The 12,833-nt window shown below is 31.7% G+C and carries 19 protein-coding genes; 3 read left to right on the forward strand and 16 right to left on the reverse strand.

Annotated elements, in window-relative coordinates; genetic code table 11:
- The first annotated feature begins 16 nt into the window (after nucleotides 1-16).
- Together VOI25_RS12505 and VOI25_RS12510 are read left to right on the forward strand one after the other, a co-directional pair.
- Entirely contained in the window at nucleotides 17-232 is a 216-nt protein-coding gene (locus VOI25_RS12505; RefSeq protein WP_323789420.1) for a DUF6500 family protein, read from the forward strand.
- Nucleotides 232-465, forward strand: a complete 234-nt coding sequence (locus tag VOI25_RS12510) for a VF530 family protein (protein WP_323789421.1) — start codon at nucleotides 232-234, stop codon at nucleotides 463-465. Before VOI25_RS12505 ends, VOI25_RS12510 begins: the two co-directional genes overlap by 1 nt.
- Here VOI25_RS12510 and VOI25_RS12515 read toward each other — a convergent pair.
- From VOI25_RS12515 to VOI25_RS12590, 16 genes are all read right to left on the reverse strand, one after another.
- Nucleotides 455-631 carry a hypothetical protein gene (locus tag VOI25_RS12515; RefSeq protein WP_323789422.1) on the reverse strand — a complete coding sequence of 59 codons (177 nt, stop codon included), beginning with the start codon at nucleotides 629-631 and terminating at the stop codon, nucleotides 455-457. The genes VOI25_RS12510 and VOI25_RS12515 overlap by 11 nt on opposite strands.
- Nucleotides 632-713: 82 nt before the next feature.
- Complete coding sequence (locus VOI25_RS12520) at nucleotides 714-1,079, reverse strand: hypothetical protein (protein ID WP_323789423.1); 366 nt, start codon at nucleotides 1,077-1,079, stop codon at nucleotides 714-716.
- Between the two features lie 31 nt (nucleotides 1,080-1,110).
- Entirely contained in the window at nucleotides 1,111-2,025 is a 915-nt protein-coding gene (locus tag VOI25_RS12525; protein WP_323789424.1) for a YitT family protein, read from the reverse strand.
- 35 nt (nucleotides 2,026-2,060) lie between these two features.
- Nucleotides 2,061-2,918, reverse strand: a complete 858-nt coding sequence (locus tag VOI25_RS12530; RefSeq protein ID WP_323789425.1) for a class I SAM-dependent methyltransferase — start codon at nucleotides 2,916-2,918, stop codon at nucleotides 2,061-2,063.
- A gap of 7 nt (nucleotides 2,919-2,925) precedes the next feature.
- Nucleotides 2,926-3,381, reverse strand: coding sequence for a tRNA (cytidine(34)-2'-O)-methyltransferase (locus tag VOI25_RS12535; protein WP_323789426.1), 456 nt, complete (start codon nucleotides 3,379-3,381; stop codon nucleotides 2,926-2,928).
- The gene (locus tag VOI25_RS12540; RefSeq protein WP_323789427.1) at nucleotides 3,371-3,595 is read right to left on the reverse strand and encodes a hypothetical protein; all 225 of its coding nucleotides are present in this window, start codon (nucleotides 3,593-3,595) and stop codon (nucleotides 3,371-3,373) included. Before VOI25_RS12540 ends, VOI25_RS12535 begins: the two co-directional genes overlap by 11 nt.
- Complete coding sequence (gene trpA / locus VOI25_RS12545; protein WP_323789428.1) at nucleotides 3,592-4,359, reverse strand: tryptophan synthase subunit alpha; 768 nt, start codon at nucleotides 4,357-4,359, stop codon at nucleotides 3,592-3,594. The genes VOI25_RS12540 and trpA overlap by 4 nt, the downstream gene beginning before the upstream one ends.
- A gap of 95 nt (nucleotides 4,360-4,454) precedes the next feature.
- Nucleotides 4,455-4,733: a GIY-YIG nuclease family protein gene (locus tag VOI25_RS12550; protein WP_323789429.1), complete on the reverse strand. Its 279-nt coding sequence runs from the start codon at nucleotides 4,731-4,733 to the stop codon at nucleotides 4,455-4,457.
- 142 nt (nucleotides 4,734-4,875) lie between these two features.
- Nucleotides 4,876-6,057 carry a tryptophan synthase subunit beta gene (gene trpB / locus VOI25_RS12555; protein ID WP_323789430.1) on the reverse strand — a complete coding sequence of 394 codons (1,182 nt, stop codon included), beginning with the start codon at nucleotides 6,055-6,057 and terminating at the stop codon, nucleotides 4,876-4,878.
- Nucleotides 6,058-6,171: 114 nt separating this feature from the next.
- Complete coding sequence (locus VOI25_RS12560) at nucleotides 6,172-6,798, reverse strand: phosphoribosylanthranilate isomerase (RefSeq protein WP_323789431.1); 627 nt, start codon at nucleotides 6,796-6,798, stop codon at nucleotides 6,172-6,174.
- Nucleotides 6,795-7,580, reverse strand: coding sequence for an indole-3-glycerol phosphate synthase TrpC (gene trpC, locus VOI25_RS12565; protein ID WP_323789432.1), 786 nt, complete (start codon nucleotides 7,578-7,580; stop codon nucleotides 6,795-6,797). The genes VOI25_RS12560 and trpC overlap by 4 nt, the downstream gene beginning before the upstream one ends.
- Nucleotides 7,580-8,572, reverse strand: coding sequence for an anthranilate phosphoribosyltransferase (gene trpD / locus VOI25_RS12570; RefSeq protein WP_323789433.1), 993 nt, complete (start codon nucleotides 8,570-8,572; stop codon nucleotides 7,580-7,582). The genes trpC and trpD overlap by 1 nt, the downstream gene beginning before the upstream one ends.
- Before the next feature lie 77 nt (nucleotides 8,573-8,649).
- The gene (locus tag VOI25_RS12575; protein WP_323789519.1) at nucleotides 8,650-9,216 is read right to left on the reverse strand and encodes an aminodeoxychorismate/anthranilate synthase component II; all 567 of its coding nucleotides are present in this window, start codon (nucleotides 9,214-9,216) and stop codon (nucleotides 8,650-8,652) included.
- Nucleotides 9,217-9,434: 218 nt separating this feature from the next.
- Nucleotides 9,435-10,835 (reverse strand): anthranilate synthase component I family protein, encoded by a 1,401-nt coding sequence (locus VOI25_RS12580; protein ID WP_323789434.1) that lies wholly within the window; start codon nucleotides 10,833-10,835, stop codon nucleotides 9,435-9,437.
- Between the two features lie 335 nt (nucleotides 10,836-11,170).
- Nucleotides 11,171-11,746 (reverse strand): YceI family protein, encoded by a 576-nt coding sequence (locus tag VOI25_RS12585; RefSeq protein ID WP_323789435.1) that lies wholly within the window; start codon nucleotides 11,744-11,746, stop codon nucleotides 11,171-11,173.
- Nucleotides 11,743-12,207, reverse strand: coding sequence for a MarR family transcriptional regulator (locus VOI25_RS12590; RefSeq protein WP_323789436.1), 465 nt, complete (start codon nucleotides 12,205-12,207; stop codon nucleotides 11,743-11,745). The genes VOI25_RS12585 and VOI25_RS12590 overlap by 4 nt, the downstream gene beginning before the upstream one ends.
- Nucleotides 12,208-12,309: 102 nt before the next feature.
- On the opposite strand from VOI25_RS12590, the gene VOI25_RS12595 reads away from it, so the two are divergent.
- On the forward strand, nucleotides 12,310-12,828 hold the full coding sequence (locus VOI25_RS12595; protein WP_323789437.1) for a TlpA disulfide reductase family protein: 519 nt from the start codon (nucleotides 12,310-12,312) through the stop codon (nucleotides 12,826-12,828).
- Nucleotides 12,829-12,833 lie beyond the last annotated feature (5 nt).

The following is a 12,833-nucleotide window of genomic DNA, read 5'->3' on the forward strand; positions in this document are numbered from 1 at the left end:
TCTAGCCCATATATATATGACAGAATTATTAAAGCACAAAATTATAGAAGTCTGCAATAAAAAGATTGCACAAAAGGGAGATACTGTTGGTATTTCATTTTATGCTTTTTTCAAAAACAAAAATGATAATCCAGAATTGTTAATGGAAGCTGCTACTTGGTGGATTCAAACTCATAAATTAAATCATTTTGAAAAAGCAGTCAAGATTAAAAAACTGGTTGAAAATTTATAATGGAAACTCAAAAAAACAATCCATTACATGGTGTAAAATTAGAGCAGATTGTTACCGATTTACACGCTCATTATGGTTGGGAATATATGGGTCACGAAATTAATATCAGATGCTTTAATGAGAATCCATCAGTAAAATCAAGTTTAAAATTTTTAAGACGTACGCCTTGGGCAAGAACTAAGGTAGAACACATGTATTTAAAAATGCTTGACAATAAAGCATCTAAAAAATAGCTTTAAGCTCGTCATCATCTTCTTCATTTTCTTTTAGTTCAACGTATTCAATTAAGTCTTTGGGTAAATTGTCTTTTCGGGTGAGTTTCATTGGAAATGGAACGATGCACGCCAAAAAAATCATAAAAACTAAAGCCATAAGCCTTAGTGCTTTTTTAATTTTCATAATATAATAGAATGAGCATCAACAGACATGTGATGCAATTAGTATATAGCTAATAGGATAGCCATGAAGGGCTATTTTGAAATTATACTATGAAATCTTCGTAAAGTGATTTATTATTGGTAAAAACACAAAACTTCGACTGAAGTTGTTCCGTTATAACTGAGCGTGTTTTGATTGAGTAGGTTTTAAAATGGATGTACTCTTTTAAATTTTGTGCAGTTTGAAATGTGTAGAATGAAAATTTCGGACAATTAAAAAAAGTGGCAAATACAATGTTATTTGCTTTTTCAAACCTTATAGAAAAGCACTTGCTTGGTGTTTCTTTAATAAGCAATTCAGTTTTAATCACTTCAGGTAGTGCAGAGTTTACACCATTTGAAAATGAAACCAAACTAAATATAAAACTTAGAGCTAAGAAAAAGGTTCCAATATTCTTTAATTTCACCATAATCAAAAATAGTAAATTTTTAGATGAAAACTTAGACGTTTTGTTCGGCAAGAAAACCAGCTAGTTTTTTTCCTTTTTTTCTATCTAAATAGCGTCTTAAAACACCACCTTTTACATTATTAACATCAAATTCAACGATAAAAGCGCGTTCATCTATATCAGCGACAAGACGATACATTTTTTTTATATCAATTCGATTGATAATGCTATGAATAATATCAAAATCTTGTTTTTTACCTGTGCTTCCAAAACCTTTACGTCCTTTGTATAAGGTCATTCCAGCGCCAAGTTCGGTAATAATAGCAGCTTCAATTTTAGAATATTCTTGAGATACTATGGTCACACCAATAAAGTCTTCAAAACCTTCAATAACTAAATCGGTAACTTTTGCGGTTACGATATAGGTTAAAATTGAATACATCGCAACTTCAGTTGAAATCATAAAGGCAGTAATACTAAACAGAATAACATTAAAAAATAAAATGACTTTTCCGATACTGATGCCAAATCTATCATTGATAAAGACACCTAAGATTTCTGAACCATCTAATACTGATCCGTTTCGAATGGCAATGCCAATACCAGAACCTAAAAAGAGTCCACCAAAAATTGAAATAAGAAGCTTGTCTTCGGTAATGATTGCAAAATTTTCAAAATGAATAAAAAATGCCAGTCCTAAAATACTTATGATGGATTTGACAACAATTCGTTTTGAGACCGTGTAATAGCCAAGAATTAAAAAAGGAATACTAAATAGAATTAATAAGTAAGATAAATTGATATCTACTTGGGTTTTAACGAGGAGCGCCATTCCAGTAACACCACCATCTAAAAACCCGTTAGGTAATAAAAACGCTTTTAGACCTATACTAGCTAATATAATTCCTAAGAATATTTGAAAATATTCAGAAATCAATTGATAATATTTAGTGCGTTTAGTGAGCATAGATCTTAGGATTTATTTGAATGTTCTTAGCATAATTAAGCATTTTTAAAAACAACAATGTCTTGATAGCTAGCATTTTTAGAATAATTACTTTTATCTTTCCAAAACCCATCGATTATCTCTACAAGGTCAAGGTTTTCTTTGTTTAACATGGTTTTTAAAGTGTTTTTATGAATAGCGATATTGCCAGATTTTACATCTTCATTCATTAAACGGTAGCCATTTTTTTTAATAGGAAATTTAAATTTATTTTCAGTGCTTATGTGATTTTCATTGGAGTCATCGTATAGAAAAAAAGTTGAAAAAGCCAGACCATCAGTTTTAAGTACTCTACAAATTTCTTTAAAATAATTTTGAATTTCACCAATTTGCATGTGCGTAAATACCGAAAATGAAAAGATTTTAGTAAAAGCATCTTTTTCATATGGAAAAACAAATTCTTCTGCCCTTAAATTTGAGGTGTTATACAAATCATTAAATAATGGAACATACTTGAATTCAAAGTTTGAGAAATCTTTTCCTATTTTAGAATTGCACCAATCAACACCAAGTTTAACCACATCAAAGCCTTTATAAACACCATCAGATTCAAGGTATTCTGTAAGTGCAATTGCTGTTCTTCCAATTCCACTTCCTATATCTAAAATTTCATCATTTGGCTTTAAGTCAATATGATTTTTTAATAACATGAGTTGCCTTTGCCCTTGATCAATATAAGCTTCAGCATTTGCAGGTGAACCTGTATAAATTGATCCTCTTGGCGGCACATATTTATGACGTTTGCCTTGAATCTTATCTAATAAATCTATTGGGAAATAATACAAACGTCTAATGAAAAAACGATGCTTTGGAGATAAACTATACCAAAATTTCCTTAGAGATTCTTTATTCATAAATGTGTTAGTTATTTAATTGTCTTAGACCTTCATAAATGACAATACTGACTGAATTTGCTAAATTTAGACTTCTTATATGTTCACTATATAAAGGAATTTTATACAGTTGATTTTTATAGGTTTCCAATAAAGGTTTTGGTAATCCAACCGATTCTTTTCCGAAGATAAGAAACAAATTATCTTTAAAAGGAATGTCCCAATGTGTTTTATGTCCATGACTGGAAAAGAACGCAAAATTTTTGTCATGATGAATTTTAAAAAAATCGTCAATTGATTCATAAATAGTAACGTCAAGATGTTGCCAATAATCTAGACCTGCACGTTTTAATCTGCTATCACTCAATTCGAAACCAAAAGGTTTAACTAAATGCAATGTTGATCCTGAAGCTAAAGCCACTCGACCAATATTACCAGTGTTATTTGGAATTTCAGGTTCGAATAAAACGATGTTAAGTGACATTTTTTTTGAAAGATTTTATAATTATGATCCGAATAAGAAGTAGCCAAGGCAAACCATGAAAAATTACATCAAACCAGTCTTCAAGTTGCATGCCTACTGCTCCTCCAACTATCCAATTTAATTTACCCCAAATATGAGGCTCAGGATAAAAAGGAGCTAAGCCAAGCGTGAGGCATAGTAATATTATAACTCTATAATTATTCAGTAGTTTCATTTTTGTACTATTCGTTTAACAAAACTATCAATTTTATCAAGACCATCGTTAGTTAAATGCTTTATAAATGCACTACCAATGATTGCACCCTTTGCATGTTGTGTAGCTTGAGCGAATGTTTCATGACTAGAAATTCCAAAACCGACAATTTGCGGGTTTTTAAGATTCATATCTGCTATGCGTTTGAAATAGGTTGTTTGCTTGTCTCCAAAACCAGAATTACTTCCTGTTACACTTGCAGAACTAACCATGTAGATAAAACCGTTAGATATGGAATCAATAAATTTTATGCGTTTAACAGAAGTTTGGGGTGTAATTAAAAACACATTTATTAATCCATATTTTTCAAAGGTGGTTTTGTAGTGTTCGTTATAAACATCGACTGGTAAATCTGGAATTATGAGTCCGTCGATACCAATATCCCGACATTTTTCACAAAATGCCTCAACGCCATATTGTAGGATTGGATTAAAATAACCCATTATAATCAACGGAATAGACACCGTGTTTCGAATGTTTTTTAATTGATCAAAAAGAATTTCGGTGGTCATGCCATTCTTTAGAGCTTGTGTAGAACTAGCTTGAATTGTTGGTCCATCAGCTAATGGATCACTAAAAGGCAATCCGATTTCTATCATATCTACACCACTTTTCTCGAGATTTTGTATGATGGACGCTGTGTCGTTTAAACTAGGGTATCCAGCTGAAAAGTATATGGAAAGTAACTTTTTGTCATCTTTTAGTTTTTTGTTGATTCTGTTCATGTTTTTTATTTTCCTCACTTGTGAGATGCTGAAACGAGTTCAGCATGACGTTTATTATTTATTTTTCGTCAATCTGAACTTGATTCAGATTCTCATCAGAGAATTAATGTTTCAAGGTTTGGATTTATAACTTTTATTAGATTGAGTTTCCAGTCTTTCTTCCAATTTTTAATTTGTTTTTCTCGAGCTATAGCTTGATTAATATCACTAAATTCTTCAAAATAAATTAAATCTTTTAGATTGTATTTTTTGGTGAATTCTGAACCTAATTCATTTTGATGTTCAATTACTCTTTTGTTTAAGCTTGCAGTTACACCGACATAAAATGTTGTTCTGTATGTATTGGTCATGATATAGATGTAACTTAGTTTCATTTTCTTGTGAGATGCTGAAACGAGTTCAGCATGACGTTATTAGTTCAGTTTTGCGTTAAGGATTGAAGCGGCATCCTTTTTTACAATTAAAAGTAAAAAAGATACAGCGTTAAAGCCTGACCCTTGTGGTAACGCCATAATTCTACAATTTAAAGTAATCAATATAATTTTGTAAATCTTTATCACCTCGACCAGAAAGGTTAACAACTACGATATCATTTGCTTTGAATTTTTTCTGATCAAAAATGGCTAAGGAATGTGAGGTTTCAATAGCAGGAATTATACCTTCCAATTGACTTAATTCTAAGCCAGCTTTCATTGCCTCATCATCTGTGATTGAAATAAACTCAGCACGACCAGATGTGTATAAATGTGCATGCATTGGACCAACACCAGGATAATCTAAACCTGCCGAAATGGAGTATGGCTCAGTTATTTGTCCGTCCTTAGTTTGCATCAATAAGGTTTTACTACCATGAATAATACCTTCACGACCCAAAATAGAGGTAGCAGCACTTTCACCAGAATGAATGCCTTTTCCAGCAGCTTCTACTGCAATAAGTTTGACATCTGTATCCTCTAGGTAATGATAAAATGCACCAGCAGCATTGCTTCCTCCTCCAACGCAAGCCACCACATAATCGGGTTTGGTTGTGCCTTCTTTGTCTTTGAGTTGCCATTGAATTTCTTCAGAAACAACAGCCTGAAAACGAGCTACCATATCTGGATATGGATGAGGTCCAACCACACTACCAATTATGTAATGTGTATCAACCGGATTATTAATCCAGTCACGAATGGCTTCATTAGTAGCATCTTTCAAAGTGCGACTTCCAGATAAAGCTGGTCTGACTTCAGCACCTAACATTTTCATACGAGCAACATTTGGTGCTTGTCGTGCAATATCAATTTCTCCCATATAAACAATACATTCTAATCCCATCAGTGCACAAACTGTTGCGGTTGCCACACCATGTTGTCCTGCTCCTGTTTCAGCAATAATTCTAGTTTTTCCTAAACGCTGTGCCATTAAAATTTGACCAATGGTATTGTTTACTTTATGGGCACCTGTATGATTTAAATCTTCACGTTTGAGGTAGATTTTGGTATTGTATTTTTTACTGAGTCGTTTAGCAAAATAGAGTGGAGAAGGGCGTCCAACATAATCCTTTAACAAGTGATCAAACTCCTTTTTAAAAGAAGACTCTGACATTATCTTAAGATAGTTTTGGCGCAATTCTTCTACATTTGGATATAGCATTTCTGGAATATATGCACCTCCAAATTCGCCATAATAACCTTTGTCGTTAATGTTGTATGTCATAATTTCTGTCCTCCTGAACTCGATAATTCACATGTTTTGATTTTCTATTATTGCGTTCATGAATCTTCGATTTCAGGATCTCATTATTTAATTAAACGTATTTTGGATTCCGCATCATGTGCGGAATGACAATTCTTTTTTAAATGCTTTTAATTTTTCTGTATTTTTTATACCTAAGTTAGTTTCGAATTTGCTGTTCAAATCTAATGCGTGGCAAAAATAAGCTTCAGGTCTTTTTAGAAATGATAGCAAATTATCTAATTCACTAGGTCCAATACCACCACTTAATAAAAACGGTTTAATTGATGCGTAGTTTTTTAATACACTCCAATCAAAAGTGAAGCCATTTCCTCCTGGTTGCTTCCCTTTTGTATCGAATAAATAGAAATCACAAACGTCTTCGTAAGGATCTAAAGTATTAAAATCAAAGGTGTCTTTTATAGAAAACACTTTGATTACTGTACAATTTAAATCTTGTAGTTGTTTGCATAGTTCTGGAGATTCGTTACCATGTAATTGTACCCCTTGTAAATTATGTTTGTGCACAATTCCTTTTATGTAATCAAAAGTGGCATCGACGAATACACCAATTTTTTTAATGTTCTCAGGTAATTCTGGAATAGTACCATTAAAATAGCGTGATGAATTTTTATAGAAAATGAAACCCATAAAATCTGGATTTAATTTAGCAACATTTAAAATGTTGTCTTTGTTTTTCATTCCGCAAACTTTCAGTTTCATAATTGTAAGTCTTTAATAAATTGAGTAGCACTTTCTCCTGGGTTATCAGTTTTCATAAAATTCTCACCAATTAAAAAGCCTTTGTAACCATAAGGTTGTAGTATTTGAATAGCTTCAACACTGCTAATGCCACTTTCAGATACCTTAACAAAATCGTTTGGAATCAATTCACTTAATTGTTTGCTTGTGTCTAAACTGACTTCAAAGGTTTTTAGATTTCTATTGTTAACACCTAACATATCTATACTAGGCATTATCGATTTGTGGAGTTCTTCTTCATTATGAACTTCAAGTAATACGTCTAAACGCAATTGCTTTGCTAATTCTGAAAACTGTTTAATTTCATTTTTCGTTAAAATAGCCGCTATTAATAAAATGACGTCAGCTCCATAAGCCTTCGCTTCTAGGATTTGATATTCATCAATTATAAATTCTTTCCGAAGCAAAGGTAAATTGCAACTGGAACGCGCAGTTAATAAGTCGTCTAAACTTCCACCAAAATATTTGCCATCCGTTAGAACAGACATACCACACACACCAGCATTTTCGTAACCTCTTGCTACATCATATACATTTAAATTATGGTTAATAACTTGTTTTGATGGTGAACGTCGTTTATGTTCTGCTATAATTCCTGTGCTACTATCTTGTAATTTTTTAGCTAATGAAATTGTTTCACGTTTAAATAAAATGGATTGTTCTAATTGTGTAATAGGAATGAGCTGTTTCCGAAGATTAACTTCGACACGTTTATCGGTTACTATTTTGGTTAAAATATCCATTATTTACTCAGTTCTATTAATGTCTCTAAACTTTTCTTTGCATTTCCGTTTTCAAGACTTTCTTTAGCTAATTGAAATCCGTCTTGATGTGAAATTTTGTTTACTGTAGCAATCGCTAATCCTGCATTTGCACAGACCACATTATTTTGTGCTTCAGTCCCTTTATTATTAATGATATTTTTGAAAATTTTTGCTGCTTCATCAACAGTTGAACCTCCAAATATTTCAGATTGTTCTATTTGAGGAAGGTTTAAATCTGAAGGATTTAACATCGTTTCAGACCTATTGGAAATTATTTTTGTATTTCCCGTTAGTGAAATTTCATCATAACCATCTAGAGCATGAACAATGCTATAATTTTTATCAGTATTCTGGTAGAGATAACCATAAATTCGTTGTAATTCTAAATTAAAAACACCAACCATTTGATTTTTCGGAAATGAAGGATTTACCATTGGTCCAAGCATATTGAAAAAAGTTTTAACGCCTAATTCTTTTCTAATAGGAGCAACGTTTTTCATTGCTGGATGAAACAAAGGTGCGTGCATGACACAAATACCAGCTTTATCAATTGTTTGTTGTAATCGATCGACATCATTGGTGAATTTTACACCTAATGCTTCCATAACATTTGAAGATCCAGAGGCAGAAGAAACGCCATAATTCCCATGTTTAGAAACTTTTACTCCAGCGCCTGCTGTAATAAAAGACGCTAAGGTAGAAATATTGAATGTGTCTTTTCCGTCACCACCTGTTCCGCATAAATCTATGGCATTAAAATCTGATAAATCTACTGGAATACATAGTTCTAATAACGCATCTCGAAAACCTTGTAATTCTTCAAGAGTTATGCTTCTCATCATAAAAATAGTTAAGAACGATGCAATCTGACTTTGGTTAAATTTTCCATCTGAAATATCAACCAACACGCGTTTGGCTTCTTCACTTGAGATGCTTTCGTGGTTTATTAATCTGTTGAGTATTTGTTTCATATTTCTGTCATCCTGAACTTGATTCAGGATCTCATAATTTATATTTAATTTTTCCCTCTATTCACTAATGCTAACAGCTAACTTTTAATCCAATTTTCTAATATTTGTTTTCCGTTGGGTGTCAGCACAGATTCAGGATGATATTGCACACCTTTAACATCATAAAACTTATGTCTTAACGACATGACTTGTCCGTTACTATCATATGAAGTTGCTTCTAAAACCTCAGGTAGATTTGCATCCACAACCCATGAATGATAACGACCAACTTCAATTGTTTTATTCAGGTTTTTAAATAAGGCTTCATCATCTACAGTAATATTAACTGGAGTTGCCACACCATGATAAACGTCTTCAAGATTAATTAACGAACCTCCAAAAACTTCACCAATGGCTTGTTGACCGAGACAAACTCCTAAAATACTTTTAGTTGGAGCGTAAGTTTTAATGATTGCTTTTAATAGGCCAGCTTCATCAGGAATACCTGGACCAGGAGATAATAGAATTTTTTGAAATCCATCAACGTCTTCAAGGGTTAGTTTATCATTACGTTTTACAGTTACCTCACAATTTAAATCCTCTAAATAGTGGACTAAATTATAAGTGAAGCTGTCGTAGTTATCTATTACTAGTACTTTCATAATTTATGCCTGCGAAAGCAGGTATCTTTTTAATTATTTTTATATGTTATTCATTTTGTCTTGAAGCAAAACGAATCAAAAATTCAAATTTTGTTTTTTCTTTACTCTTTACTCAAAGTCTTCTACTATTTTCTGCTTTGCGTTAAGGATTGAGGCATTTGTTGGAGCTCCTCAAAGAGAGCGACTGCCGAAAGCCTGACCCTTGTGGTAACGCCATAATTTTAAATATCCTCAGCCATTTGAATCGCTTTTGTTAAAGCACCTAATTTATTATATACTTCTTGTAATTCACTTTCTGGATTGGATTTAGAAACTAAACCTGCTCCAGCTTGCCAATGCAGTTTATGATTTTTGCTCATAAAGGTTCGTATCATTATCGCATGATTATAATTGCCATCAAAATCCATAAAACCGATAGCACCTCCATAAAAGGCTCTGCTCGTTTTTTCATATGTTTCAATTAATTGCATGGCTCTGTGTTTTGGAGCACCACTTAATGTTCCTGCAGGAAACGTGTCTGCAACAACTTGCATTGTAGGTGTATTGTCATGAATTTTTCCTGTGACTTTACTTACTAAATGAATCACATGTGAGAAAAATTGTGCTTCTCGGTAGGTTTCTACTTTAACTTGACTTCCATGTCGACTTAAGTCGTTTCTTGCTAGGTCTACCAACATAACGTGTTCTGCATTTTCCTTAACGTCTTGAGCAAGTTTCTTCGCTAGAACTTGATCTTCTTCATCATTACCAGTTCTTTTGAATGTGCCTGCTATTGGGTGAATTTCAGCTTGTCCTTTATTAACAACAAGTTGGGCTTCAGGTGAGCTTCCGAAGATTTTAAAATTGCCATAATCAAAATAGAATAAATAGGGTGACGGATTAATACTGCGTAAAGCGCGATAAACGTTAAACTCATCGCCTTTAAAACCTTGTGAGAACTTTTTAGATAATACCAATTGAAATACATCACCACGTGCACAATGTTGTTTTGCTAATTGAACATGATCTTTATATTCTGCATCTGTAAGATTTGAAGAGATTTCAGAATCTGTTTTAAAATTATAGGATGCAAAGTTTTTTGAACTGATTAGTTGAAGAATTTCATCTATATTATTTTCAGTTTCAAAACAATGAGCGAAAATATAAGCTTCATTTTTAAAATGATTAATAGCAATTATATTTTGATATACTGCATAATATATATCTGGAATCTCTAATGAATTTGGTTTTTTACTAATTTCAACATCTTCGAAGTATTTCACGGCATCATAAGCTGTATAACCAAATATACCATTATTTATAAATTTGAAATCCTTATCAGAATTCACCTTAAACCGTTTAGTGAATTTATGAATCTCTTCAGTTACAGACACCTTATTGGTGTAATTCTTTTTTGTACTTCCATCAGGATAATGCTGCTCGATACAATCTTCGTTGACCTTTATAGAGGCAATTGGGTTAAAACAGATATAAGAAAAACTATTATCGTTTGCATGATAATCACTACTTTCTAAAAGAATACTATTAGGGAATTTATCTCTAATTTTAAGGTAAATACTAACAGGCGTAATGGTGTCAGCTAATATTTTTTTGTAATGTGTATATAAACTAAATGTTTTCATTTATGCTGAATTTATTTCAGTATTTAAGTATCTTTTTAAGATATTTTTTTTGCTTTATGAGGTTTAGAACCAAGTTTAGAATACAAAAAAGGCTTGTCGTGATTGACAAGCCTTTTGATATTTTATTTTAAATATACTATAGGATTAGTTCACGAAGATTGCGTTTCGAGAATTCCACCACCAAGTAATATTTAAATTTGTGTTCATATTTTTTATTCTGATTCAAATATAGAAATGAATTGTTACAATTCAAATTTATTTAATTAAAATAAAAAAAGATTCCCAAATTAATGGGAATCTTCATTTCTAAATGTGCTATTAATCAATCTGTAGGGTTAAAACTTAAGATTTACATTTAGGTCAAAATCATTATAAATTGCTTTGTCTTTTAAATTATCAAAGAAACTAGAAGAACCATATTTGATATCATATTTTGTTCTATCAATTTGAAAGCTTGCAGTTGCCGTATTTCCTTTTACCATCATTTGAAATGTTGAAGTTTTGGTAATGCCTTTAATAGTTAAATCTCCAAATACTCTGTAAGTACCATTTTTACCATCAACTTTATTAATTTTAAAAGTTGCTTTTTTATGGTTGTAAACACCAAAGAAATCATCAGACTTTAAATGCTCTTCCAATTTTTCTTTACCATCACCTACTTTTAAATCTGTAACGGCTATCGATGTCATGTCTATGGTGAAATTGCCACCAATAAGATCATTATTTTCATCGAACATTAAAGTACCTTCAGATAAATTGACAGTTCCTTCGTGAGATCCAGTGACTTTCTCACCTTTCCATGTAATAGAGCTTTCTTTTACATTTACGCTCTTTTCTGATTCAGTTGTGAATGACGCAATTGTCATTGCCAGAATCACGATTAATCCGGTTTTTAAAATGTTGTTTTTCATTGTTTTTTTTGTTTGAGTTTTAATAATAATTCGTTTAAATTTTTTAATTCTATTTGGGATAAATTTGAAGTAATACTTTGTTCGGTTTTATCAACTACGGTATCTAATTTTTTTAAAAGGTTTAATCCATCTGAAGTGATAAAAATTTCAATTTTACGTCTGTTTTCCTCACATTGATGCCTGTTTACAAAACCTTTTAAAATTAGTTTGTCTACTAAACGTGTTGTATTACTCATTTTGTTGACCATGCGCTCTTGAATATCTTGAAGGTTAATAGGATTTCCTTTTTGACCTCTTAATATTCGTAATACATTAAATTGTTCCAAAGAAAGATCGTGTGGCTTCAAAACATTAAGCAAATCATTTTTTACCCAAATGTTTGACAAAAATATATTGATAACTGTTTGTCTTGATAACGGTAATTGAGATGTTGTTTGTAATCTGCTTTTCAATTCTTTCATATACAACAATTGTATATACAAATGTATAATATATTGTGAGCAGTTTGTCTAATTTTTTGTTAAAGTTTTAAAATGCCTCAATAGGATTAATAACTTTATAGGATGAAGAATTTATGGATCCCAGTTTTGATATTGTTTTTTTCATGTAAAGATGTTCCCAAGAAGGAACAAATAGCAGAAATGAGTCAGTCAATAGAAACAGAAGTCTCTCTGGAAGTTTATGATTTTGAAGGACTTCAAAAGTTCCTTAAAACAACCGATGATAAAACCTATGTGGTTAATTTTTGGGCAACTTGGTGTGCACCATGTATTAAGGAATTGCCTTATTTTGAAAAATTAAATAAAGACTATTCAGACGATGTAGAAGTCATTTTAGTGAGTCTTGATTTTCCAAGTAAGTATGACACTAAACTGAAACCATATATTAAAACTAAAAACTTGCAATCTAAAGTTATTGCATTAAATGATGTAGATTCTAATACTTGGATTCCAAAGGTAGATGAAAGTTGGACAGGAGCTATTCCTGCCACTGTAATTTTCAATAAAAATAAACGTAAATTTTACGAGAAGTCATTTAATTATGATGAATTAGAAACCGAAGTCAAACAATTTCTTAAATAAATTAA

Origin of the sequence: Psychroserpens sp. (genome assembly GCF_034670085.1) — a bacterium.
Lineage (GTDB): Bacteria > Bacteroidota > Bacteroidia > Flavobacteriales > Flavobacteriaceae > Psychroserpens.

What these genes read in the sequence shown, in the direction of transcription:
- VOI25_RS12505 (WP_323789420.1), top strand. Translation starts at nt 17, where the DNA reads ATGACAGAATTATTAAAGCACAAAATTATAGAAGTCTGCAATAAAAAG.
- VOI25_RS12510 (WP_323789421.1), top strand. Translation starts at nt 232, where the DNA reads ATGGAAACTCAAAAAAACAATCCATTACATGGTGTAAAATTAGAGCAG.
- VOI25_RS12515 (WP_323789422.1), bottom strand. Translation starts at nt 631, where the DNA reads ATGAAAATTAAAAAAGCACTAAGGCTTATGGCTTTAGTTTTTATGATT.
- VOI25_RS12520 (WP_323789423.1), bottom strand. Translation starts at nt 1,079, where the DNA reads ATGGTGAAATTAAAGAATATTGGAACCTTTTTCTTAGCTCTAAGTTTT.
- VOI25_RS12525 (WP_323789424.1), bottom strand. Translation starts at nt 2,025, where the DNA reads ATGCTCACTAAACGCACTAAATATTATCAATTGATTTCTGAATATTTT.
- VOI25_RS12530 (WP_323789425.1), bottom strand. Translation starts at nt 2,918, where the DNA reads ATGAATAAAGAATCTCTAAGGAAATTTTGGTATAGTTTATCTCCAAAG.
- VOI25_RS12535 (WP_323789426.1), bottom strand. Translation starts at nt 3,381, where the DNA reads ATGTCACTTAACATCGTTTTATTCGAACCTGAAATTCCAAATAACACT.
- VOI25_RS12540 (WP_323789427.1), bottom strand. Translation starts at nt 3,595, where the DNA reads ATGAAACTACTGAATAATTATAGAGTTATAATATTACTATGCCTCACG.
- trpA (WP_323789428.1), bottom strand. Translation starts at nt 4,359, where the DNA reads ATGAACAGAATCAACAAAAAACTAAAAGATGACAAAAAGTTACTTTCC.
- VOI25_RS12550 (WP_323789429.1), bottom strand. Translation starts at nt 4,733, where the DNA reads ATGAAACTAAGTTACATCTATATCATGACCAATACATACAGAACAACA.
- trpB (WP_323789430.1), bottom strand. Translation starts at nt 6,057, where the DNA reads ATGACATACAACATTAACGACAAAGGTTATTATGGCGAATTTGGAGGT.
- VOI25_RS12560 (WP_323789431.1), bottom strand. Translation starts at nt 6,798, where the DNA reads ATGAAACTGAAAGTTTGCGGAATGAAAAACAAAGACAACATTTTAAAT.
- trpC (WP_323789432.1), bottom strand. Translation starts at nt 7,580, where the DNA reads ATGGATATTTTAACCAAAATAGTAACCGATAAACGTGTCGAAGTTAAT.
- trpD (WP_323789433.1), bottom strand. Translation starts at nt 8,572, where the DNA reads ATGAAACAAATACTCAACAGATTAATAAACCACGAAAGCATCTCAAGT.
- VOI25_RS12580 (WP_323789434.1), bottom strand. Translation starts at nt 10,835, where the DNA reads ATGAAAACATTTAGTTTATATACACATTACAAAAAAATATTAGCTGAC.
- VOI25_RS12585 (WP_323789435.1), bottom strand. Translation starts at nt 11,746, where the DNA reads ATGAAAAACAACATTTTAAAAACCGGATTAATCGTGATTCTGGCAATG.
- VOI25_RS12590 (WP_323789436.1), bottom strand. Translation starts at nt 12,207, where the DNA reads ATGAAAGAATTGAAAAGCAGATTACAAACAACATCTCAATTACCGTTA.
- VOI25_RS12595 (WP_323789437.1), top strand. Translation starts at nt 12,310, where the DNA reads ATGAAGAATTTATGGATCCCAGTTTTGATATTGTTTTTTTCATGTAAA.